General features: G+C 65.3%; 17 protein-coding genes. 8 read left to right on the top strand and 9 right to left on the bottom strand.

Going from position 1 to position 21,093, the window contains the following annotated elements; genetic code table 11:
- The first annotated feature begins 16 nt into the window (after positions 1-16).
- The 5 genes from AB7M16_RS17460 (at position 17) to AB7M16_RS17480 (ending at position 5,224) form a co-directional block, all read left to right on the top strand.
- Complete coding sequence (locus AB7M16_RS17460) at positions 17-964, top strand: ABC transporter permease (RefSeq protein WP_212255917.1); 948 nt, start codon at positions 17-19, stop codon at positions 962-964.
- A 197-nt stretch (positions 965-1,161) separates the two neighbouring features.
- Positions 1,162-2,055: an ABC transporter permease gene (locus tag AB7M16_RS17465; RefSeq protein ID WP_172789680.1), complete on the top strand. Its 894-nt coding sequence runs from the start codon at positions 1,162-1,164 to the stop codon at positions 2,053-2,055.
- On the top strand, positions 2,055-3,062 hold the full coding sequence (locus AB7M16_RS17470) for an ABC transporter ATP-binding protein (RefSeq protein WP_172789679.1): 1,008 nt from the start codon (positions 2,055-2,057) through the stop codon (positions 3,060-3,062). The genes AB7M16_RS17465 and AB7M16_RS17470 overlap by 1 nt, the downstream gene beginning before the upstream one ends.
- Complete coding sequence (locus AB7M16_RS17475; RefSeq protein ID WP_453944634.1) at positions 3,059-4,045, top strand: ABC transporter ATP-binding protein; 987 nt, start codon at positions 3,059-3,061, stop codon at positions 4,043-4,045. Before AB7M16_RS17470 ends, AB7M16_RS17475 begins: the two co-directional genes overlap by 4 nt.
- A gap of 201 nt (positions 4,046-4,246) precedes the next feature.
- Positions 4,247-5,224: an ABC transporter substrate-binding protein gene (locus tag AB7M16_RS17480; protein WP_453944635.1), complete on the top strand. Its 978-nt coding sequence runs from the start codon at positions 4,247-4,249 to the stop codon at positions 5,222-5,224.
- 89 nt (positions 5,225-5,313) lie between these two features.
- On the opposite strand, the gene AB7M16_RS17485 is transcribed toward AB7M16_RS17480, so the two are convergent.
- The 8 genes from AB7M16_RS17485 to AB7M16_RS17520 form a co-directional block, all read right to left on the bottom strand.
- Positions 5,314-6,117 (bottom strand): hypothetical protein, encoded by an 804-nt coding sequence (locus AB7M16_RS17485; RefSeq protein ID WP_453944636.1) that lies wholly within the window; start codon positions 6,115-6,117, stop codon positions 5,314-5,316.
- A gap of 260 nt (positions 6,118-6,377) precedes the next feature.
- Positions 6,378-8,351: an acetyl-CoA carboxylase biotin carboxylase subunit gene (locus tag AB7M16_RS17490; RefSeq protein WP_453944637.1), complete on the bottom strand. Its 1,974-nt coding sequence runs from the start codon at positions 8,349-8,351 to the stop codon at positions 6,378-6,380.
- The gene (locus AB7M16_RS17495; protein WP_453944638.1) at positions 8,348-9,964 is read right to left on the bottom strand and encodes an acyl-CoA carboxylase subunit beta; all 1,617 of its coding nucleotides are present in this window, start codon (positions 9,962-9,964) and stop codon (positions 8,348-8,350) included. The genes AB7M16_RS17490 and AB7M16_RS17495 overlap by 4 nt, the downstream gene beginning before the upstream one ends.
- A gap of 113 nt (positions 9,965-10,077) precedes the next feature.
- A complete protein-coding gene (locus tag AB7M16_RS17500; RefSeq protein WP_453944639.1) occupies positions 10,078-10,944 on the bottom strand; it encodes a 3-keto-5-aminohexanoate cleavage protein in 867 nt (288 codons plus the stop codon).
- 189 nt (positions 10,945-11,133) lie between these two features.
- Complete coding sequence (locus tag AB7M16_RS17505) at positions 11,134-11,934, bottom strand: helix-turn-helix domain-containing protein (protein ID WP_212255903.1); 801 nt, start codon at positions 11,932-11,934, stop codon at positions 11,134-11,136.
- 194 nt (positions 11,935-12,128) lie between these two features.
- Positions 12,129-12,785, bottom strand: coding sequence for a glutathione S-transferase family protein (locus AB7M16_RS17510; protein WP_453944640.1), 657 nt, complete (start codon positions 12,783-12,785; stop codon positions 12,129-12,131).
- Entirely contained in the window at positions 12,785-13,948 is a 1,164-nt protein-coding gene (locus AB7M16_RS17515) for an acyl-CoA dehydrogenase family protein (RefSeq protein WP_453944641.1), read from the bottom strand. Before AB7M16_RS17515 ends, AB7M16_RS17510 begins: the two co-directional genes overlap by 1 nt.
- Positions 13,949-14,069: 121 nt before the next feature.
- Complete coding sequence (locus AB7M16_RS17520; RefSeq protein ID WP_453947217.1) at positions 14,070-15,206, bottom strand: acyl-CoA dehydrogenase family protein; 1,137 nt, start codon at positions 15,204-15,206, stop codon at positions 14,070-14,072.
- Positions 15,207-15,472: 266 nt separating this feature from the next.
- Here AB7M16_RS17520 and AB7M16_RS17525 point away from each other — a divergent pair, with 266 nt between their 5' ends.
- Complete coding sequence (locus tag AB7M16_RS17525; protein ID WP_212255896.1) at positions 15,473-17,023, top strand: acyl-CoA synthetase; 1,551 nt, start codon at positions 15,473-15,475, stop codon at positions 17,021-17,023.
- Positions 17,024-17,032: 9 nt separating this feature from the next.
- Here the strand turns inward: AB7M16_RS17525 and AB7M16_RS17530 are convergent, their stop codons facing one another.
- Positions 17,033-17,803 carry a helix-turn-helix transcriptional regulator gene (locus AB7M16_RS17530; RefSeq protein WP_453944642.1) on the bottom strand — a complete coding sequence of 257 codons (771 nt, stop codon included), beginning with the start codon at positions 17,801-17,803 and terminating at the stop codon, positions 17,033-17,035.
- Positions 17,804-17,990: 187 nt separating this feature from the next.
- Between AB7M16_RS17530 and AB7M16_RS17535 the strand changes: the two genes are divergently transcribed.
- On the top strand, positions 17,991-20,255 hold the full coding sequence (locus AB7M16_RS17535; protein ID WP_453944643.1) for a marine proteobacterial sortase target protein: 2,265 nt from the start codon (positions 17,991-17,993) through the stop codon (positions 20,253-20,255).
- A 173-nt stretch (positions 20,256-20,428) separates the two neighbouring features.
- Entirely contained in the window at positions 20,429-20,998 is a 570-nt protein-coding gene (locus AB7M16_RS17540; RefSeq protein WP_172788915.1) for a class GN sortase, read from the top strand.
- The last annotated feature ends 95 nt before the right edge of the window (positions 20,999-21,093 follow it).

The raw sequence follows: 21,093 nt of genomic DNA on the forward strand, positions 1-21,093 counted from the left end.
GCGCGGAGGGCGATGCATGTTTGCCTATCTGGTGCGGCGCCTGTTCCTGATGCTCGTGACCCTGTTCGGGATCTCGGTCGTCATCTTCTTCCTGCTGCGCATCGTGCCCGGCAACATCGTCGACATCCTGTTCGCCGCCGCCGGCTACGTCGATCCCGCCGACAAGGCGGAGCTGGAGAAGCAGCTCGGCATCGACCAGCCGCTGGTGACGCAATATCTGCACTGGATCGGCGGCTTTCTGCGCGGCGATTTCGGCTATTCCTATGTCTCGGAGAAGCCGGCGCTGCAGGAGATCCTGCCGCGGATTCCGATCACGGCGCGGCTTGCCGGCCTCGCACTGTTGTTCTCGGCGTCGATCGGCATTCCCTTGGGCGTCATCAGCGCGGTGAAGCAGGGGACGAAGCTCGACTACGCGCTGCGCGTCGTCAGCCTCAGCGGCCTGTCGCTGCCCTCGTTCTGGCTCGGCCTTCTGATTCTCACCGCGTCGGTGGCGATGTTCGGCCAGATGCCGATCTTCAATCCGAATCCGAAGACCTGGCTCGAGGCGTTCGCGACCTACGCCGTGCCGGCCGCCGCCGTCGGCTTCCGCAGCGCGGCGCTGACCATGCGCATCACGCGCTCCTCGATGCTGGAGGTGCTGCGGCAGGATTACATCCGCACCGCCCGCGCCAAGGGCGCCTCCGATGCGGCCGTGAACTATCACCACGCGCTGAAGAACGCGATCCTGCCGGTGATCACCGTGATCGGCATCGAGGCGGCGTTCCTGATCGGCGGCCTGATCGTCACCGAGACCGTGTTCAACATCCCCGGCGTCGCGCGCTTCCTGGTGGAGGCGATCCGCTGGCGCGACTATCCGATCGTGCAAAACCTCGTGATGTTCATCGCGGTCGTGGTGGTGTTCGCCAACTTCACCGTCGACATGCTCTACGCGGTGTTCGATCCGCGGATCAGGTACACGGATTAGCGCCATGATTGTCGTCCACGCCGTGCTCGCGCGTTCCTTCACCTCTCCCCGCTTGCGGGGAGAGGTCGAATTTGTGCGAAGCGCAAATTCGGGTGAGGGGGAGTCTCTGCGAGTCCAACTCTCACCTCCCCCGTGGAGAGCCCCCCTCACCCCAACCCTCTCCCCGCAGGCGGGGAGAGGGGGAAGATAGAGCTCACATGGCCGCGATCGACTTCGACGTTGAACTGAGGCGGGCCGGGGCGCATGCGACCGGGGGCTGGCGGCGCGTGCTGTTCATGGCGCAGCGGCACGTGCTGGGCGCGGCCGGGCTCGTCATCATGACGGCGTTCGTGCTGACGGCGATCTTCGCCGATGTCATCGCGCGCTACGATCCGCTGACGGTGGATTCCGCCCGCGCGCTGGCGCGCCCGAGCCTGGCGCACTGGATGGGCACCGATTCGTTCGGCCGCGACGTGTTCAGCCGCATCATCCACGGCGCGCGGATCTCACTCGCAGTCGGCATCGGCTCGACCGTGCTCGGCGGCACCATCGGCGTGATCGTCGGCCTCACCTCCGGCTATCTCTCGGGCTGGGTCGATCTCGTGTTCCAGCGCGTCTCCGACGTGCTGCAGGCGCTGCCGCTGCTGGTGCTGGCGCTGGTGATGACGGCCGCGCTCGGCCCGTCGCTGCCGAACGTGATCATCGCCATCGCCATTCCGCTGATTCCGACGGTGGCGCGCGTCATCCGCGCCAACACGCTGGCGCTGCGCGAGCAGCCATTCGTCGAGGCCGCCAAGTCGATCGGCATGAGCGAGATGCGGATCGCGCTGCGCCACGTGCTGCCGAACACGCTGGCGCCGCTGATCGTGCTGGCGACGGCGCAGCTCGGCTCGACCATCCTGACCGAGGCTTCGCTGTCCTTCCTCGGCCTCGGCATTCCCGAGCCCTATCCGTCCTGGGGGCGTATGCTGTCCGAATCCGCCGCCGAATATGTCCGCACCGCGCCGTGGCTCGTGATCTTCCCGGGCATCGCGATCAGCCTCGCCGTGTTCGGCGCCAATCTGTTCGGTGACGCCCTGCGCGACATCCTGGATCCGAGGCAGCGCGGCTGATGGCAGACAAGACCGATCTCGTGCTCGATGTGAAGAACCTGAAGACGGTGTTCTTCACCAATTCCGGCCTGTTCAAGGCGGTCGACGACCTCTCCTTCAGCGTCAAGCGCGGCGAGACGCTGGCGATCGTCGGCGAATCAGGCTGCGGCAAGAGCGTCACCGCGCTGTCGCTGATGCGCCTCGTGCCCGATCCGCCCGGCCGCATCGTCGGCGGCTCGGTCTCGCTCGAAGGCACCGACCTGCTGGCGCTGGATGAATCCGAGATGCGCGCGGTCAGGGGCAACCGCATCTCCATGATCTTCCAGGAGCCGATGACCTCGCTCAATCCGGTGATGCGGATCGGCGACCAGATCGTCGAGGCGGTGCGGCTGCACCGGAATATATCGTCCAAAGAGGCGCAAGGCATCGCCGTCGAGATGCTGCGGCTGGTGCGCATCCCCGAACCGGCGCGGCGGGCGCGCGAATATCCGCATCAGCTCTCCGGCGGCATGCGCCAGCGCGCGATGATCGCGATGGCGCTCGCGTGCCGGCCGGCGCTCTTGATCGCGGACGAGCCGACCACCGCGCTCGACGTCACCATCCAGGCGCAGATCCTGGCGCTGATCCTCGACCTCCAGAAGGAGCTCGGCACCGGGCTCGTGCTGATCACGCACGATCTCGGCGTCGTCGCGCAGACCGCGCAACGCGTGATCGTGATGTATGCGGGGCGGAAGGTCGAGGAAGCCGGCGTCGAAGCGCTGTTCGCCGCGCCGAAGCATCCCTATACGCGGGGACTGATGGCCTCGATCCCGGCCGTGCCGGCCTCCGGTGTCGCCGCGCCGGCGCGGCTGAACGAAATCCCGGGAACGGTGCCGTCGCTGGTGCGCCTGCCGCAAGGCTGCGCCTTCGCGCCGCGCTGCAAGCTCGCCATCAAACGTTGCGAAGCCGAATATCCGCCGCTGGCGGATTGGGGCGGCGGCCATCTCGCCGCCTGCTGGCGCGCCGAAGAAGTCGCGGAGGTGGCATGACCGAGGCGCTGCTCGAAGTCACCGACCTCAAAAAGCACTACCCCGTGCGCGCCGGCGTGCTGCGAAGGCAGGTCGGCACCGTGCATGCGGTCGATGGCGTCTCGTTCGCGCTTGGCACCGGCGAGACGCTCGGCCTCGTCGGTGAATCCGGCTGCGGCAAGTCCACGGTGGCGCGCAGCGTGCTGCGGCTGGTCGAGCCGACCTCGGGTCAGATCCGTCTCGACGGTGAGGACATCACGCATCTTTCCAAGACGGCGCTGCGCCCGCACCGCCGCTCGATGCAGATCGTATTCCAGGATCCTTTCGCCTCGCTCAATCCGCGCATGACCGCGGGCGACATCGTCGGCGAGCCGCTCGCCGTGCACGGGCTCGCGACCGGCAAGGCGCTGGAGACGCGGGTCGCAAGACTGTTCGAGCAGGTGGGGTTGCGGCCCGACCAGATGCGCAATTTCCCGCATCAATTCTCCGGCGGCCAGCGCCAGCGCATCTGCATCGCCCGCGCACTGGCGCTGGGGCCGCGCCTGATCGTCTGTGACGAGCCGGTCTCCGCGCTCGACGTCTCGATCCAGGCGCAGGTCATCAACCTTTTGATCGACCTGCAGCGGCAGCACGGCTTCTCCTATCTCTTCATCGCGCACGACCTCGCCGTGGTCGCCCATATCAGCCACCGCGTCGCCGTGATGTATCTCGGCCGCATCGTCGAGATCGCCGACAAGGACGAGCTGTTCCGCAATCCCAGGCATCCCTACACGCAGGCCCTGCTCGCCTCGGTGCCGGTCGCCAATCCGCTGGCGAAGAAGCTCGCGCCGCTGGTGGATGGCGACGTGCCGAGCCCGGTCAACCCGCCCTCGGGCTGCGCATTTCACACCCGCTGCCGGTTTGCGATGGAGCGGTGCAAGACGGAACGGCCGGCGCTGCTGGATGCCGGCGCTGGGCATCAGGTGGCGTGCCTGCTCAATGACGGGACGGGACGGAGCCAGTAGGGCGTGTCCTCATAAAAGCAATGTCGGCTCCGAAGGCAAGAGTGGAAGTCTTCTGCTGGGCAGAGCGTTAGCGCTTTTGACCCGAAGCGGATATCACGGCTGACCTCCTCCTCGCTGCGACCTTGTTTCGCGGGTCACGGGCGGCGTAAGCGAGTATCCTGCCGTTGCAAAGGCGTAACGCACCTTCAGGGGGAGCGTCGCATGATCGATAGACGAGGCCTCGTTGCAAGCGGAATTGTCTCGGTGCTTGCGCCGCGATCGGTTAGGGCGCAGAGATCAGGAAAGGGATGGCGAGTTGTTTTCTTTTCGGTTGCGGCTGGCCCGAACCCTCTTGCCGAGTCCCTCAGGCAAGGATTGAAGGAGTTAGGTTATAGTGAGGGGCGCAACATTTCTATCCAATACCGCTGGATGGCGGGGCATGAGAGCGAATATGACGACGTAGCGCGCGAGTTGGCCCAGAGTGAGCCCGACGTGATTGTCACGGCTGGCCATCCGCCAGCTGTTGCTATCAAGAAGGCTACGGCACAGATACCAATCGTCGCGCTTGCCGTCGTTAATCCCGTAGGAGGTGGACTCGCTGCCAGCATCTCTCATCCGGGTGGCAACTTGACTGGCTTTTCTTTGGAGGTCACGCCGGAAACAAACGCTAAAATGCTCGAGCTTCTGCACGAAGCAGCCCCTAAACTCACTCGAATTGGCGCGCTTTGGAATTCTGGCAACCCCGGCAGCCGTTTCTATCTTGATGCGGTAAAGCAGGCAGCACAACTGCAAAAGCTTACTCTCAACGCTTACGATGTGCGCCGAGCTGAGGAGATCGACACTGTATTCCGTTCACTTCGCGGAAACGTTGAGGGACTCATTGTTTTTCCAGAAGGGCTACTTTGGACGTATCGGCGTAATATCGTTGATGCTGCGCGGGAGGCACAACTAGCGGCAATTTTTGGTTATCGCGATGCGGCCGAAATGGGAGCGCTCATGAGCTACGGCCCCGACCTCGTCGACCTGTTCAGGAGAGGCGCAGCATACGTCGACAAGATCATCAAAGGCGTCAAACCTGCCGAGCTTCCGATTCAACAGCCGGCAAAGTTCGAGTTGGTGGTCAATGTCAAGACCGCTACTGCCTTGAACATCGTGATTCCACCAACGTTGCTCGCCCGTGCGGATCAGGTGATTGAATAAACGTATTGTCGTGCCGTCGAACTAGTCCGCTTCTGGCCCCTCAGCGAGATTGCCGCTTCTCCGAAAGTATGGGGCCGGCGGCCAGCCGCTTAGTGCGTACACGGCCTAGGTCCCAGCGCCCGGATCACCGGCCAGGCCGCGAGCGCGGCAGCGAGATGCTTGAGCGTGTGGCCCGAGACCATGTGCCCGGTCGCTTCGAACACGGTCACATCACCCAGCTCGAGAAGCTTGGCGAGCACATAGAAGACGATCACGCCGCCGAGCGGCACGCCAAGCGCGCCGGGCCGGGGACGCGTCAACGCGAGCCCCACGGCGAGCGCCATGCCGCCGAACTGCACGATCACCCATGACGTGAGATTCTCGCGTGCGACCCAGGCAGCTAACAGGCCGGCGATCATCGTCAGCACCAGCACCGCTTCGCCTGCGCGCGTGCTGATCCGCTCGCTGGCGGCGATGCCGAGAAATCCTGCGAACGCGACCGCCATGCCCAGACGATCGGCGACGAGCCGCTGCGGCATGTCGGGATCGAGATGATAGAAGCCTGAGCCCAGGCACGTGAGGATCAGGCCCACGAAGAACCAGCTGGCACCCACCGGCGCATCATTGCGGGCACGCAGTCGTTCCGAGCCCCACACACCCATCGCGAGGAAGGCGAGATTGCTCAGCACATCGCCGGCGTTGGGCACGCCGAGCCAGGTGCGGTCGTCGACGAAATGCGGGATGTGCCAGGCGGAGGCGGGCAATGCGGGCGCGAAGAGCGCAACCAGGATCAGGATGATGAATGCAGCAAGCAGGTATTTTTCGCGGGCTTGCAACGCGCCCAATACAAAACGGCGGGACACTGAAGGCAGCCTGGCAGTGGCCGCTTGGGCGGGGTCATCGGCGTGCAACATGCGAGGCTCCAAGTTGATTGAACAAAGTTCATTATTTGTAGCCGCGAAATGAACAATGTTCAATAGAGATTGTGCGCAAACTCTTGTGACGCAATAACTCTCTTGAAATCATTTGTAATTTGGCTTTCGAGAGGTGCCGTAGGGTGGGCAAAGCGAAGCGTGCCCACCACCTCTTTGCCGATCGAAACGAATGGTGGGCACCGCGCTTTGCGCCTTTGCCCACCCTACGATTGCTACGATTGCGGAACTCGCGGCACCGACTAAGCCCCGATCTCCGCGACGATCCGTCCCGTCGTCACCTGCTCGCCTTCGGCGACGTCGATCGCGCTGACCACGCCGTCGATTCCGGCCTTGTGGACGTGCTCCATCTTCATCGCTTCCAGCGTCAGCACCGGCTGGCCGGCGGTGACGCGGTCGCCGGGCTTGACCAGCACGGCGACCACGCGGCCGTTCATGGCGGCGCGGACCTTGCCGTCGCCGCCATTGCTTGCGGCCGCTTTTGGCGCGGCGAGGGTGAGATCGGTGACCGCGAGCGGGATGCCGCGGTGCTGGACGTACAGCAGATCGCCGTCGCGCAGGAATTTGGCGCTGTCCATCACGCCAGCGTGGCGGAAGCGGATGACGTCGGGATCGAGCTGATCAATTTCGAACTTCTCCTGGCGGCCGTCGGTAATGACCGTGTAGCTGCCGTCGCGTTCGCGCGTGATGTCGAGCTCCAGCGTCTGGCCGGCAATCTCGATTTTCGCCGGCAGCGGAAAAGTGGCGGCGAGGCTCCGCCCGTCCTGCCAGGACGGTGCACGCGGGTTGGTGACGTAGAGCAGCAGGCCCGCCAGCGCCGTCTCGAATGCCGCGTCCGCGCGCGGCGCCAGCAATTCATCGCGATGCGTGCCGATGAACGCCGTCGTCGCTTCGCCCTTGGCAAAGCCGGGATGACGCAGGCAGGACAACAGGAACGCCTGGTTCGTGGTTACGCCGAACGCGGTGAGCTGCTCGAGGCCGACGATCAGCCGCCCCCTCGCCTCCTCGCGCGTGGCGCCGTGGCTGATCACCTTGGCGATCATGGAATCGTAGAACGGCGGGATCTCCGAGCCCGATTGCAACGCGTGCTCGACGCGGATGCCCTCTGGCACGTGCCAGCGCGCCATGTGGCCGGACTGCGGCATGAAATCATGCCCGGCATCTTCCGAGCACAGCCGGACCTCGATGGCATGGCCGGAGAACTTGATGTCCTGCTGCTTCACCGGCAAGGGTTCGCCGCGCGCAACGCGCAACTGCAGCTCGACGAGATCGAGCCCGGTGATGGCCTCGGTCACGGGATGCTCGACCTGGAGGCGCGTGTTCATCTCCATGAAGTAGAACGCGCCGCCTTGATCGAGCAGGAATTCCAGCGTGCCGGCGCCCTCATAGCGCAACGCCTTGACCGCAGCGACCGCAACCTCGCCCATCTTCGCGCGCAGCTCCGGCGTGACCGCGGGCGAGGGCGCCTCCTCGATCAGCTTCTGATGGCGCCGCTGCACCGAGCAATCGCGCTCGCCGAGATGAATGGCGTTGCCGTGGCTGTCGCCGAACACCTGGATCTCGATGTGGCGAGGGTTCTGGATGGCGCGTTCAAGGATCACCGTGGCATCGCCGAACGCGGCCTTCGCTTCCGACCGCGCGCTGCGCAGCGCATCGGGGAACGACGCCGCATCGGTGACGAGTCGCATGCCGCGCCCGCCGCCGCCGGCGACCGCCTTGATCATCACGGGAAAGCCGATCGTTCTGGCTTCCGCGAGCATGACCTCGTCGCCCTGCTCAGTGCCCTGGTAGCCGGGCACGATCGGCACGCCGGCCTTCTTCATGATCTCCTTGGCGCCGGCCTTGTTGCCCATCGCCTCGATCGCCTGCGGCGACGGGCCGATGAAGACGAGGCCGGCTTCCTTGCAGGCGCGCGCAAACGCCTCGTTCTCGGCGAGGAAGCCATAGCCGGGGTGAACGGCATCCGCACCGCTGGCCTTGGCCGCGGCGACGATCGCGGGAATGTTGAGATAGGATTGCGCCGGCAGGGCTTCGCCGATGCGCACGGCCTGATCGGCCTCGCGCACATGGAGCGCATCGCGATCGGCATCGGAATAGACCGCGACGACGCCAAGGCCGAGCTGCCGTGCACTGCGCATCACGCGCAGCGCGATCTCGCCGCGGTTGGCGACCAGGATCTTGAAGAACGGCCGCTGCTGCACTGATCCGTTCCTCATGGGCGCGCCACCGAGAATTGCATGCGCTGGGGCGTGCGCGCATCGCCCTCGCGGCAGATCGCGAGCACCTCCGACAGCACGGCGCGGGTGTCGCGCGGATCGATCACGCCGTCATCGAGCACGCGGGCGCTGGTGGAGAACACATCCATCTGCCCGTCGAACACGCCGATGATCTGCGCCTTCATCGCGTCCAGTTTGTCTTTCTCGATCGGCTTGCCGCGGCGCGCCGCGGCGGCCTCGGTCACGATCGCCATGGTCTCGGCCGCCTGCTCGCCGCCCATCACCGCGGTCTTGGCGTTGGGCCAGGAGAAGCAGAAGCGCGGATGGAAGCCGCGGCCGCACATGCCGTAATTGCCGGCACCGAACGAGGCGCCGCAATAGATGGTGATCTGCGGCACCGTCGCCGACGTGACCGCCTGGATCATCTTGGAGCCGTGCTTGATCATGCCGGCCTCTTCATAGGCCTTGCCGACCATGTAGCCGGTGGTGTTGTTGAGATAGAGCAGCGGCGTGCGGGTCTGGCAGCAGGCCTGGATGAAGTGCGTCGCCTTGTTGGCGCCGGCGGGATCGAGCGGACCGTTGTTGGTGACGATGCCGATGGCCTGGCCCTCGATGCGGGCGTGGCCGCAGACCGTGGCCGGGCCGTAATTCGGCGCCATCTCGGTGAAATCGGAATCGTCGATGATGCGCGCGATGACCTGCTTCATGTCGACCGGGCGCTTGTGGTCCATCGGCATGATGCCGAGCAGCTCGTCCTGATCGTAGCGCGGCGGCTTGAACTCTGGAGCCGCCCTGCCCGGCCGCTCCCATTCCATCGCCGCCATGATCTCGCGCGCGATGCGAAGCGCGTCGCGATCATCCTCGGCGAGATAATCGCCGAGGCCGGAGATTTGCGTGTGCATCTCGGCGCCGCCGAGCTCTTCCTCGGTCGCGATCTCGCCGGTCGCCGCCTTCAGCAGCGGGGGTCCCGCCAGGAAGGCGCGGGTGCGGCCGCGGACCATCACGATGTAGTCGGAGAGGCCGGTTTGGTAGGCGCCGCCCGCGGTGGAGGAGCCGTGCGTCACGGTGACGACCGGCAGACCCGCGGCGGAGAGCCGCGCCAGGTTGCGAAAGATGTTGCCGCCGCGAACGAAATCCTCGACGCGGTAGCGCAGCAGATTGGCGCCGGCGCTTTCGACCAGTTGCACATAAGGCAGCTTGTTCTCCAGCGCGAGCTCCTGCACCCGCAGCGTCTTGTCGAGGCCGTAAGGCTGCAGCGCGCCGGCATCGATGCCGGAATCGCTGGCGCTGACCATGCAGCGGATGCCCGAGACGAAGCCTATGCCGGCGATGACGCCGCCGCCCGGCACGCTCTTAGTCGCATCCGGCACGTCGAACATGTAGCCGGCGAGCGTCGACAGCTCGATGAAGGGCGCGCCGGGATCGAGCACCAGCGCGACGCGCTCGCGCGGCAGCAATTGGCCGCGCTTGTGGAAGCGGTCCTTCGCCGCGGCCGAGGCCGCGCGCGTGCGCTCTTCCAGCGCGCGCATGCGGTCGATCAGCCCGAGCATGCCGTCGCGATTGGCGTGGTAGCTGGCGCTGCCGGGGGAAATGGTGTTTTCGAGAATGGACATGACTTGATCCTGCTCGTCATTGCGAGGAGCGAAGCGACGAAGCAATCCAGGCTGCATCCGCGGAGAGATTCTGGATTGCTTCGCTTCGCTCGCAATGACGGGTGAGGCGATACCTACCTGTTCGTCCCAAAGATCTTCCGCGCCTCGGCCGGTGACGCGATCTCGCGGCCGGCGCGCCTTGCGCAGGCGGCGACGGCTTCGATGAGCTGACCGTTCGACGTCACCTTCTTGCCGTCGGCGAGGTAGAACGTGTCCTCGAGCCCGGTGCGCAAGTGACCGCCGAGCTCGGCGCAGCGCTGGTGCAGCGGCCAGATCTCCTCGCGGCCGATGGCGGTGACCTGCCAATGCGCCTCGGGACGCTTCAGCTTGATCAGGATCGGCAGCAATTCAGGGTCGGCCGGCATGCCGGAGGCGACGCCCATCACAAAGTTATATTCAAGCGGGCCCTTGTACATGCCGACTTGGGTGTACATGCCGACGCAACGCACGATGCCGACGTCGAAGCATTCGAACTCGGGGATGGTGCCGACCGCGTTCATGACGTCGAGATAGTCCTTCACCTTCTCGACCGAATTGTCGAACATCATCGGCGGCCAGGCCCAGCTGTTGTCGGCCTTCACCTTCAAATAATTCAGCGAGCCGGCGTTGCAGGCGGCGATCTCCGGCCTGGTCTCGCGAATGCAGTCGAGCGCGCCGGCGTAGTTCGGCCCCGACACGCCCGAGGTGTGGTTGATGATCACGCCCGGGCAGGCTTCGCGGATCGCCTGCTGGATCTCCTTGCTGACCGCGACCTCCCAGGACGGCAGATGTCCCTTGCCCGGCGCCTGCTGGCGCAGATGGATGTGCATGATGGACGCGCCGGCCTCGAACGCAGCCTTGGCCTCGCGCGCCATCTGCTCGGGCGTCACGGGCACGTTGTGCTGCTTGGGGTCGGTGAGCACGCCGTTCAGCGCGCAGGTGATGACGGCCTTGTCGCTCATGCGTTCAATGTCTCGCACGTTGAGAATTCAACGCTGGCGATCATGTGCCGCGCGACATGCGGCTTCTTGCGCGGAGAAGCTGGGAAAGGAGATCCGTAGGGTGGGTTAGCCGAAGGCGTAACCCACCTCTTTGATCTTCGCAGAGACAGAATTGGTGGGTTACGCCTTCGGCTAACCCACCCTACGAAGCTACGATGCCTCCGCCATCCGCACCGTCTCGGTGCTGCGATAGATCGCAAGATCCCGTGAGCCGACGAAGATCGCGCGCGGCTTCAATCCGTAGAAGCGGCGGATCGAGTGGCTGAAATGCGTGGAATCGGGATAGCCGATGTCCTGCGCGAGATGGGCGAGGTTGAGATCCTGGTTGGCGAAGTGCAGCAGATGCCGCGCGCGCTTCCAGGCGCGGAAGGAGCGGAACGAGATGCCGGTCTCCTCCTTGAACAGATGCAGGAAGCGCGAGGCGGAGAGGCCAGCTTCCGCGGCGCAGGTGTCCGCCGTCACCGGCTCGCCGGAGAAGCGCTCGATGCGGGCCACGGCGCGCGAGATGCGCGGGTCGAGCACACGGCGCGGCAGCGCCTCGCCGAAGCACATCTCGTCGAACTCGGCGGTGGTGATGTCGCCATAACGGCGCTGGCGCAGCAGCGCATAGGCGGCGAGGATCTTGCGGGCATAGGCGGCCCGATCGGGCCCGGTCAGGCGCACGGCCAAGGCTTCGATCACGCCATCCGGCATGCTCTCCGGCTCCAGCGTCACGCTGATCACGGTACGATAGTCGCTGGCGATGGAATGCCGCTGGTTCGGCAGGGTGACGAACAGCTCGCCGGTGGCGAGGACGTCGTCGATGGTGAGGTGCAGATTGCCCTTCACCGCGACATAGACGTGGCAGCAACCGGGGGTCCGCTTGCGCGGACGGCCGAGCAGGCCCGCATAAAACACGCGCTCCGGCGTGATCAGCATCAGATGGTCGGATTCGCGACCGTTATATTCCATTGGGTTCCTCCTCGCGCGGCTCTCTGGCCGCTGCGGACGGAGGTCACCTTAGCGGAAATTTGGGCGCTGTCACGGTAGGATAGCGCTGTCATGAAAACATGCGCTGTCGTTCCGGGGCGCGCAAAGCGCGAACCCGGAACCTCGAGATTCCGGGTCGATGCTGCGCATCGCCCCGGAATGACGGCCACAGGCCCTTACGCCCTCGCGCGAGGCGCGATATTCTGCTCTTCCCCGGCCTTTTGCTCCGCAGCAACGGCGCGCTTGTAGCCGTCGCGCTGCTGCAAGCGGGCCCAATAGGCTGCGACGTTTGGCCCGAAATCCTTGGCAAGCCCGATATTGCTCGCGAGCCGAAGCGCGTAACCGATGACAATGTCCGCAGCGGTGAAGCGGCCCGCGCACAATGTTTCGGCACTCGCCGTCGCTGCCTCAACGGCGCGCAGTCTCCCCAAGAACCATTTCGCGTAATCGGTGGCGACCTGCGGGTTGCGGCGCTCCTCCGGCTCGAGCTGGGTGTATCTCAGCACCAGCGTCTGCGGGAAGGTTAACGTGGCGTCGCTGAAATACATCCAGTTCAGGAACGTGCCATAGGCGGGATCTTCCAGGCCGACCATCAACGGCGTCGGGCCGTATTTGGTGCCGAGGTAATGGCAGATGCCGGAGGATTCCGTCATCCTGGTCTCGCCGTCGATCAGGAAAGGAATCGTGCCGAGCGGATTGATGCCGAGATAATCCTTGGCGAAGACGCGCGGCGGGAACGGCAGCATCTTCAATTCATACGGCAGCCCCATCTCCTCCAGCATCCAGAGCGGACGGAACGAGCGCGCGGCGTCGCAATGATACAGCGTAATCATCAGGAATTTCCTTTGCTGCCAGGCAGCGTACCCATCATCTTGCACAGGACCATCAGCATGACCTCGTCGGCGCCGCCGCCGATCGAGGTCAGGCGGCTGTCGCGATAGGCGCGGCTGACCGGCGTCTCGTTGGTAAAGCCCATTCCGCCCCAATATTGCAAGCAGGCGTCGGTGAGCTCGCGCCCTAGCCGGCCGGCCTTCAGCTTGGCCATGGTCGCGAGCCGCGTCACATCCTCGCCGGCGACCAGCTGCTCGCCAGCACGATAGATCAGCGCGCGCAAGAGCTCGACCTCGGTCTGCATCTCCGCGAGCTTGAAATGCACCACCTGGTTGTCGAGGATCGACTTGCCGAACGCTTTCCGATTGCGCGTGTACGCGATGGTCTGGTCGATGATGTATTCGTGCGCCTTCAGACAGGCGGCCGCGCCCCACAAGCGCTCCTCCTGGAACTGGATCATCTGGTAGGTAAAGCCCTTGCCCTCCTCGCCGATCCGGTTGCGCTTGGGCACACGGACATTGTCGAAGAAGATCTGCGCGGTGTCGGAGGAGCGCATCCCCATCTTGTCGAGTTTTCGCGCAACGGTGACGCCCTTGCTCTTCATGGGGACGCAGATCAGCGATTTGTTGCGGTGAACGGGACCGTCGCCGGTGTTGGCGAGCAGGCAGATCCAGTCGGCCTGGGTGCCGTTGGTGATCCACATCTTGCCGCCATTGATGACGTAATCGTCGCCGTCGGAGCGTGCCTGGGTCTTGATCGAGGCGACGTCCGAGCCTGCGCCCGGCTCCGAGACGCCGATGCAGGCGACGTAGTCACCGGAGATCGAGGGGCTGAGGAATTCGCGCCGCACCTCGTCGGAGCCGAAGCGCGCCAATGCCGGCGTTGCCATGTCGGTCTGCACCCCGATCGCCATCGGCACGCCGCCGCAGGTGATGGCGCCGAGCTCCTCGGCCATCATCAGCGCGTAGGAATAGTCGAGGCCGGAGCCGCCGAACTCGACCGGCTTGTTCAGGCCAAGGAAGCCGAGGCTGCCCATCTTCTTGAACAGCTCGTGCGCCGGGAAGATGTCGGCCTTTTCCCACTCATCGACGTGAGGATTGATCTCGTTGGCGATGAATTTTTGTAGGGAGCGGCGGATGTCGTCGTGGTCGGCGGTGAATAGCATTCTTTCCCCTTTGTCATTCCGGGGCATCGCGCAGCGATGAGCCCGGAATCCATTTCTCCACGGTGCATGCGGCCTGATGGATTCCGGGCTCGCGCTACGCGCGCCCCGGAATGACAGAAAGTCACAACCCCATCTGCCTGGACGCCAGATCCTTCATGATCTCCTCGGTGCCGCCGCCGATGGCGTTGACCTTGACCTCCCGGTAGATGCGTTCGGCCTTGATGCCGCGCATGAAGCCGGCGCCGCCGAAGATCTGCACGGCCTCGGATGCGCAGAACGCCATGGTCTGCGTCGCCTGGTTCTTCATCATGCAGATTTCGGCGACCGGACTCTCGCCCTGCTCGAGCCGCCAGGCCAGCATCTCCAGCATCGCTTGCGAGGCTGCCACCTTCTGCGCCATGTCGACGATCTTGTGGCGGATGACCTGGTGCTGCGCGAGCGGCTTGCCGAAGGTTTTGCGTTCCTTGGCATAGGCGATCGCCTCGTCGAGGCAGACCCGCGCGAAGGCGGTGCAGCTCGCCGCCATGCCCATGCGCTCGCTGTTGAAGTTCTGCATGATGATCTTGAAGCCCTGGCCCTCCTCGCCGATCAGGTTCTCGGCGGGCACGCGGCATTCGTCGAAATGCAGCGTCGCGGTATCGGAGGCCCACCAGCCCATCTTCTTCAGCTTCGTCCTGGACAGGCCGGGCGTGTCGCCCTCGATCAGGAGCAGGCTGACGCCGCCGGCGCCCTCGCCGCCGGTGCGCACCGCAACGGTCAGATAACCGGCTCGCATCCCTGACGTGATGAAGGTCTTCTCGCCGCTCACGACGTAGTGATCGCCGTCGCGCCGCGCGCGGGTGCGCAGGTTCGCGACGTCGGAGCCGCCGCCCGGCTCGGTGATCGCCAGTGCGGAGATCTTCTCGCCGGACAGCACCTGCGGCAGTACGCGCGCCTTTATCTCGGCCCGTGCGGCCCGCGCGATCGGCGGCGAGCCGATGGTGTGGCTCATCAGGCTCGCGCTGACACCGCCCGCGCCAGCGCGCGCAAGCTCCTGGCTCGCCACGATCTTCATGAACTGGTCGGCGGCGATGCCGCCATATTCTTCCGGGAATCCAAGTCCCAGCAGGCCGATTTCGGCCGCCTTGCGATAGAGCTCGCGCGGGAATTCGCCGGCTTCGTCCCATTCATGGGCGAAGGGCGCGATCTCCTTCTCGACGAAGCGCCGCATCACGTCGCGGAAGGCGTCGTGCTCGGCGGTATAGAACGGGCTCTTCATCGCGGGACTTGCCTCGAACGGATTCGTCCCGGCCACCATGGCTGGAACCTTGGCCGGTCACTTGCGCGGAGTGGCTGATTGGAGCGGACGCTTCAAGCAAGGCAGCAAGCCAGCAACTCAACGCAAGACGATTTTCACCGCTTGCAGGCCAACTCTGGCGCAAAAAAACGTTGCTGCACAGACTCCGGCTGGCCCCAGGGCCAGGCCGGGCATGGTGCGCAAGCAGCAAGAAAGCGGGCGGCACGAGGCCGTCGAGGGAGACATCTTTGGCCGTTCGCTATTACGACTGGATCGCCCATCATGCCCGCCGCGCGCCTGACAAGGTCGCGGTCGTCGACCTCGCGAGCGAGCGCCGCTTCACCTATTCGCAGCTCGATGCCCGCGTCTCACGCCTCGCCTCGTTGCTGCGCCACACGCTCAACGTCTCGCGCGGCGACCGCGTCGCGGTGCTGGCGCTGAACACGACCGATACGCTGGAGGTGCAGTTCGCCTGCGGGCGGCTGGGGGCGACCTTCGTGCCGCTCAACACCCGCCTCACGGTACCCGAGCTTCAGTTCATCACCGCCGACTGCGCGCCGAAGGTGATGATCCACGATACTGATCTGGCCGAGACGGCGCTCAGCGTGGCGAAGCTCTGCAACGTTGCGACCAGCCTGCTGCTTGGTCCGGGCGGCAGCTATGAAGCCGGCATCGCCGCCGCAAAGCCGCTGGCGCGCGCCGAGGACGTGACGCTCGATGATGTCTCGACCATCATGTACACGTCGGGCACGACAGGGCATCCGAAGGGCGCGACCATCACGCATGGCATGACCTTCTGGAATTGCGTCAATCTCGGCGGCCCGGCCTGCATCGGGCCGACCTCGGTGCTGCTCACCGTGCTGCCGCTGTTTCACACCGGTGGACTCAACTGCTACACCAATCCCGTGCTGCATGCCGGCGGCACCGTGATGATCATGCGCGCCTTCGATCCCGGCACGGCGCTCGGCCTGATCAACGATCCCGCGCAGGGCATCAACGTGTTCTTCGGCGTGCCTGCGATCTATCAGTTCATGGCGCAGCACCCCGCCTTCGCGACCACCGATCTCAGCCGGCTGGTCGTCGGCGGTGTCGGCGGCGCGCCGATGCCGGTGCCGCTGTTGAAAGTGTGGGAGGCGCGCGGCGTCGCGCTGCAGCAGGGCTACGGCATGACCGAGACTTCGCCGGCTGTGCTGGTGCTCGACCGCGAGGATGCAGCGCGCAAGGCCGGCTCCGCCGGCAAGCCGGTGCTGCACACCGAGGTGCGTATCGTGCGCCCCGACGGCAGCGATGCCGATGTCGGCGAACTCGGCGAACTCTGGGTCAAGGGCCCCAACATCACGCCGGGCTACTGGAACAGGCCGGAGGCGAACAAGACCTCCTTCACCGACGGCTGGCTGCACACGGGCGACGCCACCCGCGTCGACGAGGAAGGCTTCTACTACATCGTCGATCGCTGGAAGGACATGTACATCTCGGGCGGCGAGAACGTCTATCCGGCCGAGGTCGAGAACGTGCTGCACCAGCTCAACGCCATCGCGGAAGCTGCCGTGATCGGCATTCCTGATGCGCAATGGGGCGAGGTTGGCCTTGCCATCGTCGCGATCAAGCCGGGACACGAGCTGACGGAAACCGAGCTGTTCGCCCATTGCGCGGCCAATCTGGCGCGCTTCAAATGCCCGCGCCAGATCCGCTTCGTCGATGCGTTGCCGCGCAACGCCACCGGCAAGATCCACAAGCCGACCCTGCGCAAGGCGTTCTCGGCGGCGTCCGAAATCGACAAGAAGGTCGCCAACGCCTGATCGAAGCGGTTATGCCGGCAGGAAGAGCGCGAACGGCTCTTCCACCGTGCGGCGCAGGTGCTTTCGGTACAGCTCATAGTTGGCATCACCGGACGCGACTCGGCCCAGCGACGGCTTCGCGATGTTCCTGAGCGGCACATAGACGATCGGCGCGGCGATCGGCGTGAGCTGCGAGCCGGGGCCGGCGCGCAGCGTCGAGATGATGCCGTACATCTCGCCTGATACCGTCGGCCGCGACACCGTGATCACGCGGTGCTGGCCATGCTTGATGATGACGAGGTAGATGAAGCCGGACTGATGCGGGACGGCGACCTCTCCGGTATGTTCGTAGGCGGCATCAGTCCGATCGCCCTCGCGAAACACCAGCGACGAGACCTTCGGCTCCCAGGCGATCTCGGTGCGATAGGCGAAGATCGCATCCTTGTCGCCGAACGACGGCCGCAGGGTGATGTAGACGTCCTCGAGCCATGTCACCGCGCGATGGGCATAGGAGCCGAGGCTGTCGGGCGCGACGTCGTTTGCAGCCGGGGGCGTCGCCACAACAACATTCTTGCGCAATGAAACGCCGAGCGCCTGCTCCAGCCGGACTGTGGTCGCCAGCGTGAACGGCCGCCGGCCGCCGAGCACCTTCTCCAGCGTCGACAGGCTCAGCTTGGCCTGCTCGGCCAGCGCCTGCCGGGAGATCCGGCGCCGGGCGAGCTCCTCGCGAATGGTCTCGGCGATCTCGCGGCTCTGCTCGTCCGAAAGCTGCTTGTCGGTGAGTTTGTCCTGCGTCTGCATCGTCAGCCCCGCTCCAGGCCGGTCACTCTAGCAGGGCGGACAAACCAGCACAAAACCGTACATGGCCGCCCTGCTCGAAACGAGCCTGGGCCGGCCGCGGCGGAACATTGCCGATCATTCTGCTCGCGACATGCCGCCCCGCCGGCGGATGCTGAAGGCTAGCAAACATGCTGCGGGAGCAACCCAAATGGACGCCTACGACACGGCCGACAGCGACGAACACCCCCTGTTGAGCCGCCTCATCAAGGTCGGACTGTTCCTTCTCGCGCAAGGCATCGCAGTGATGCTGGTCGCCTTCCTGGCCCTGCTGGTGAGTTTTGGCGCGAGCTGGTCGGCAACGACTGAACAGGCAGGCCTGCTCCAGCCTGGCGAAGCACGCTCGGGCAGCCTGCTGCTGAAGCAGGACGGCGCCACCCTAGAGGCGATCCGCCTCGGGACCGATGTCGACATCACGGTGTCGGGTCCGACCTTGCGCGCCCGCGTCACGCAAGCATTCCGCAACCCGAGCAAGGATTGGGTCGAGGCCACCTATGTCTATCCGCTCGCGCCCGGCGGCGCGGTCGACACGCTGAAGATGGTGGTCGGCGACCGCGTCATCGTCGGCGACATCAAGGAACGGCAGCAGGCGCGCGTGATTTACGAGGAGGCGCGCCGCGCCGGCCAGAAGGCCGCGCTCACCGAACAGGAACGGCCGAACATCTTCACCAACTCGGTCGCCAATATCGGCCCCGGCGAAACCGTGCTGGTGCAGATCGAGTACCAGGAGCCGGTGCATCAAGTCGGCAACGAATATTCGTTGCGCCTGCCGCTCGTGGTCGGACCGCGCTACAATCCCGCGCCGATCGTCCAGAGCGTCGACTTCCGCAAGGATGGCTCGGGCTGGGGCGCGGCGACGTCGGACCCGGTGCCGGATCGTGAGCGCATCTCGCCCCCTGTGCTGGATCCCGCCAAGAATGCGCCGGTGAATCCGACCAGCATCACGGTACGCCTGCAGGCCGGCTTCGCGCTCGGCGAGGTCAAGAGCCACCATCACAACGTCAAGACGGCAAGCCCGGACCATGCGACGCGCGTGGTGACGCTCGCCGACGGTGCCGTGCCCGCCGACCGTGACTTCGAGCTGACCTGGAGGCCGGCTGCGGAGAAAGCGCCGTCGGTCGGCCTGTTTCGCGAGCATGTCGGCGATGCCGATTATTTGCTCGCCTTCGTCACCCCGCCGAGCGCCGAGCAGGCGGCGCAGAAGCCGCTGCCGCGCGAGGTCGTGTTCGTGATCGACAATTCCGGCTCGATGGGCGGCACCTCCATCGTGCAGGCCAAGGCGAGCCTGCTCTACGCCCTCGGCCGCCTGCAGCCGAATGACCGCTTCAACGTGATCCGCTTCGACGACACCATGGACGTGCTGTTTCCGGCCTCCGTCCCGGCCGATGCCGCGCATGTCGGCGAGGCGACCTCCTTCGTCGGCGCCTTGCAGGCGCGCGGCGGCACCGAGATGGTGCCGGCGATGCGCGCGGCACTGACCGACAAGCTCGGCGACACCGGCATGGTCCGCCAGGTCGTGTTCCTGACCGACGGCGCGATCGGCAACGAGCAGCAATTGTTCGATGCGATCACGGCGATGCGCGGCCGCTCGCGTGTCTTCATGGTCGGCATCGGATCTGCGCCCAACACCTATCTGATGACCCGCGCCGCCGAGCTCGGCCGCGGCGCCTTCACCCACATCGGGTCCGTCGAGCAGGTGGAGGAGCGCATGCGCGGCCTGTTCGCCAGGCTGGAAAATCCGGCCGTGACCAGCCTCACCGCAAAGTTTTCCGAGGCGAAGTCCGACGTCACCCCGGCGATCATTCCCGACGTCTATCGCGACGAGCCTCTGGTGCTCGCGGCCAGGCTCGACAAGCTCGCAGGCTCACTCGAGATCAAGGGCCGCGTCGGCGACCGTCCGTGGTCGGTGACGCTGCCGCTGCAAAACGCCGCCGAAGGCAAGGGCCTGTCGAAACTCTGGGCCAGGCGCAAAATCGCCGATGCGGAGGTGGCACGCACCCTGCGAGAGATGACACCTGAAGACTCCGACAAGGCGATCCTGGCGCTGGCGCTCGACCATCAGATCGTCACGCGGCTGACCAGCCTCGTCGCGGTCGACAAGACGCCAAGCCGTCCCGACGGCGCGCCGCTGAAGCTCAGCGAGCTGCCGATCAACCTGCCCGCGGGCTGGGAGTTCGAGAAAGTGTTCGGCGAGCGGCCGCATCTGACGCCGACACAGCTGCGCGAACGTCACGCCGATGCGCGCAATCAGCCGGCGGCGCGACGGCCGACGCCTGCCGCGCCCGACGCGATCCGTCTGCCCAAGACCGCAACCTCGGCCGAGCTGAAGATGATCGCGGGTTTCATCCTGATCGTGCTCGCCCTGGTCCTGTTCGTGTTCAACCGGCGTCAGCCCTTGCTCACTGACACCGTTTGAGAGAGGAGCCCCCCCGAACTCCTCTGTTAGCGCGCGCGGCTGCCCGTCCCCTCCAAACGGCCGCGCGCGCCTTTTTCTCACGGTCATTGCGAGCGCAGCGAAGCAATCCAGGCTGCCGCCGCGGAGAGACTCTGGATTGCTTCGCTGCGCTCGCAATGACGATCGTGGATAAAATGCCCCGCCTCATCTCTCCGCTGATCCTGGCGTTGATCGGCCTCATCCTGTTCGGCGACGGCGCCTACATCCATGCCAAGGCCTGGCTGGCGCAGGTGCTGCTGGAGCGGGCATTCGACCGAAGCGTTGCGACAAGGCAGGCGGTGAAGCCCTGGTCATGGGCCGACACCTGGCCGGTCGCGCGGATCGAAGTCAAGCGGATCGGTGCCAGCGCGATCGTGCTGGAAGGCACGAGCGGCCAGGCGCTTGCTTTCGGGCCGGGCCATGTCCAGCACACGGCTGAAGCGGGCGAGCGCGGGATTGCCGTCTATGCCGCCCATCGCGACACTCATTTTCGCTTCCTGAAAGATGTTGCCATGGGTGACGTCATCGATGTCACACGCAGCGACGGTCGACATTTTCGCTATCGCGCAGATTCCTCGGCCGTGGTTCGCTTCGATGCGTCGGGCATCGATCCCATGGCACAGGGTTTCGAGCTTGTTCTCGCGACTTGCTGGCCCTTCGATGCCGTCACATCCGGCCCCGAGCGCTACACCCTGCATGCAACATTGATTAGCGCCGACGGATAGATCGGACTGACACGCACCGATGCGCACTTCATTCCACCACACGGCATACCAGCCACACGGTTGCCAAAGGACTCGCCATATAACAGAGTGACGCG

The organism is Bradyrhizobium sp. USDA 372, assembly GCF_053629095.1.

What these genes read in the sequence shown, in the direction of transcription:
- AB7M16_RS17520 (WP_453947217.1), bottom strand. Translation starts at nt 15,206, where the DNA reads ATGAAGAGCCCGTTCTATACCGCCGAGCACGACGCCTTCCGCGACGTG.
- AB7M16_RS17495 (WP_453944638.1), bottom strand. Translation starts at nt 9,964, where the DNA reads ATGTCCATTCTCGAAAACACCATTTCCCCCGGCAGCGCCAGCTACCAC.
- AB7M16_RS17500 (WP_453944639.1), bottom strand. Translation starts at nt 10,944, where the DNA reads ATGAGCGACAAGGCCGTCATCACCTGCGCGCTGAACGGCGTGCTCACC.
- AB7M16_RS17460 (WP_212255917.1), top strand. Translation starts at nt 17, where the DNA reads ATGTTTGCCTATCTGGTGCGGCGCCTGTTCCTGATGCTCGTGACCCTG.
- AB7M16_RS17530 (WP_453944642.1), bottom strand. Translation starts at nt 17,803, where the DNA reads ATGCAGACGCAGGACAAACTCACCGACAAGCAGCTTTCGGACGAGCAG.
- AB7M16_RS17465 (WP_172789680.1), top strand. Translation starts at nt 1,162, where the DNA reads ATGGCCGCGATCGACTTCGACGTTGAACTGAGGCGGGCCGGGGCGCAT.
- AB7M16_RS17535 (WP_453944643.1), top strand. Translation starts at nt 17,991, where the DNA reads ATGGACGCCTACGACACGGCCGACAGCGACGAACACCCCCTGTTGAGC.
- AB7M16_RS17470 (WP_172789679.1), top strand. Translation starts at nt 2,055, where the DNA reads ATGGCAGACAAGACCGATCTCGTGCTCGATGTGAAGAACCTGAAGACG.
- AB7M16_RS17475 (WP_453944634.1), top strand. Translation starts at nt 3,059, where the DNA reads ATGACCGAGGCGCTGCTCGAAGTCACCGACCTCAAAAAGCACTACCCC.
- AB7M16_RS17510 (WP_453944640.1), bottom strand. Translation starts at nt 12,785, where the DNA reads ATGATTACGCTGTATCATTGCGACGCCGCGCGCTCGTTCCGTCCGCTC.
- AB7M16_RS17485 (WP_453944636.1), bottom strand. Translation starts at nt 6,117, where the DNA reads ATGTTGCACGCCGATGACCCCGCCCAAGCGGCCACTGCCAGGCTGCCT.
- AB7M16_RS17490 (WP_453944637.1), bottom strand. Translation starts at nt 8,351, where the DNA reads ATGAGGAACGGATCAGTGCAGCAGCGGCCGTTCTTCAAGATCCTGGTC.
- AB7M16_RS17480 (WP_453944635.1), top strand. Translation starts at nt 4,247, where the DNA reads ATGATCGATAGACGAGGCCTCGTTGCAAGCGGAATTGTCTCGGTGCTT.
- AB7M16_RS17540 (WP_172788915.1), top strand. Translation starts at nt 20,429, where the DNA reads ATGCCCCGCCTCATCTCTCCGCTGATCCTGGCGTTGATCGGCCTCATC.
- AB7M16_RS17505 (WP_212255903.1), bottom strand. Translation starts at nt 11,934, where the DNA reads ATGGAATATAACGGTCGCGAATCCGACCATCTGATGCTGATCACGCCG.
- AB7M16_RS17515 (WP_453944641.1), bottom strand. Translation starts at nt 13,948, where the DNA reads ATGCTATTCACCGCCGACCACGACGACATCCGCCGCTCCCTACAAAAA.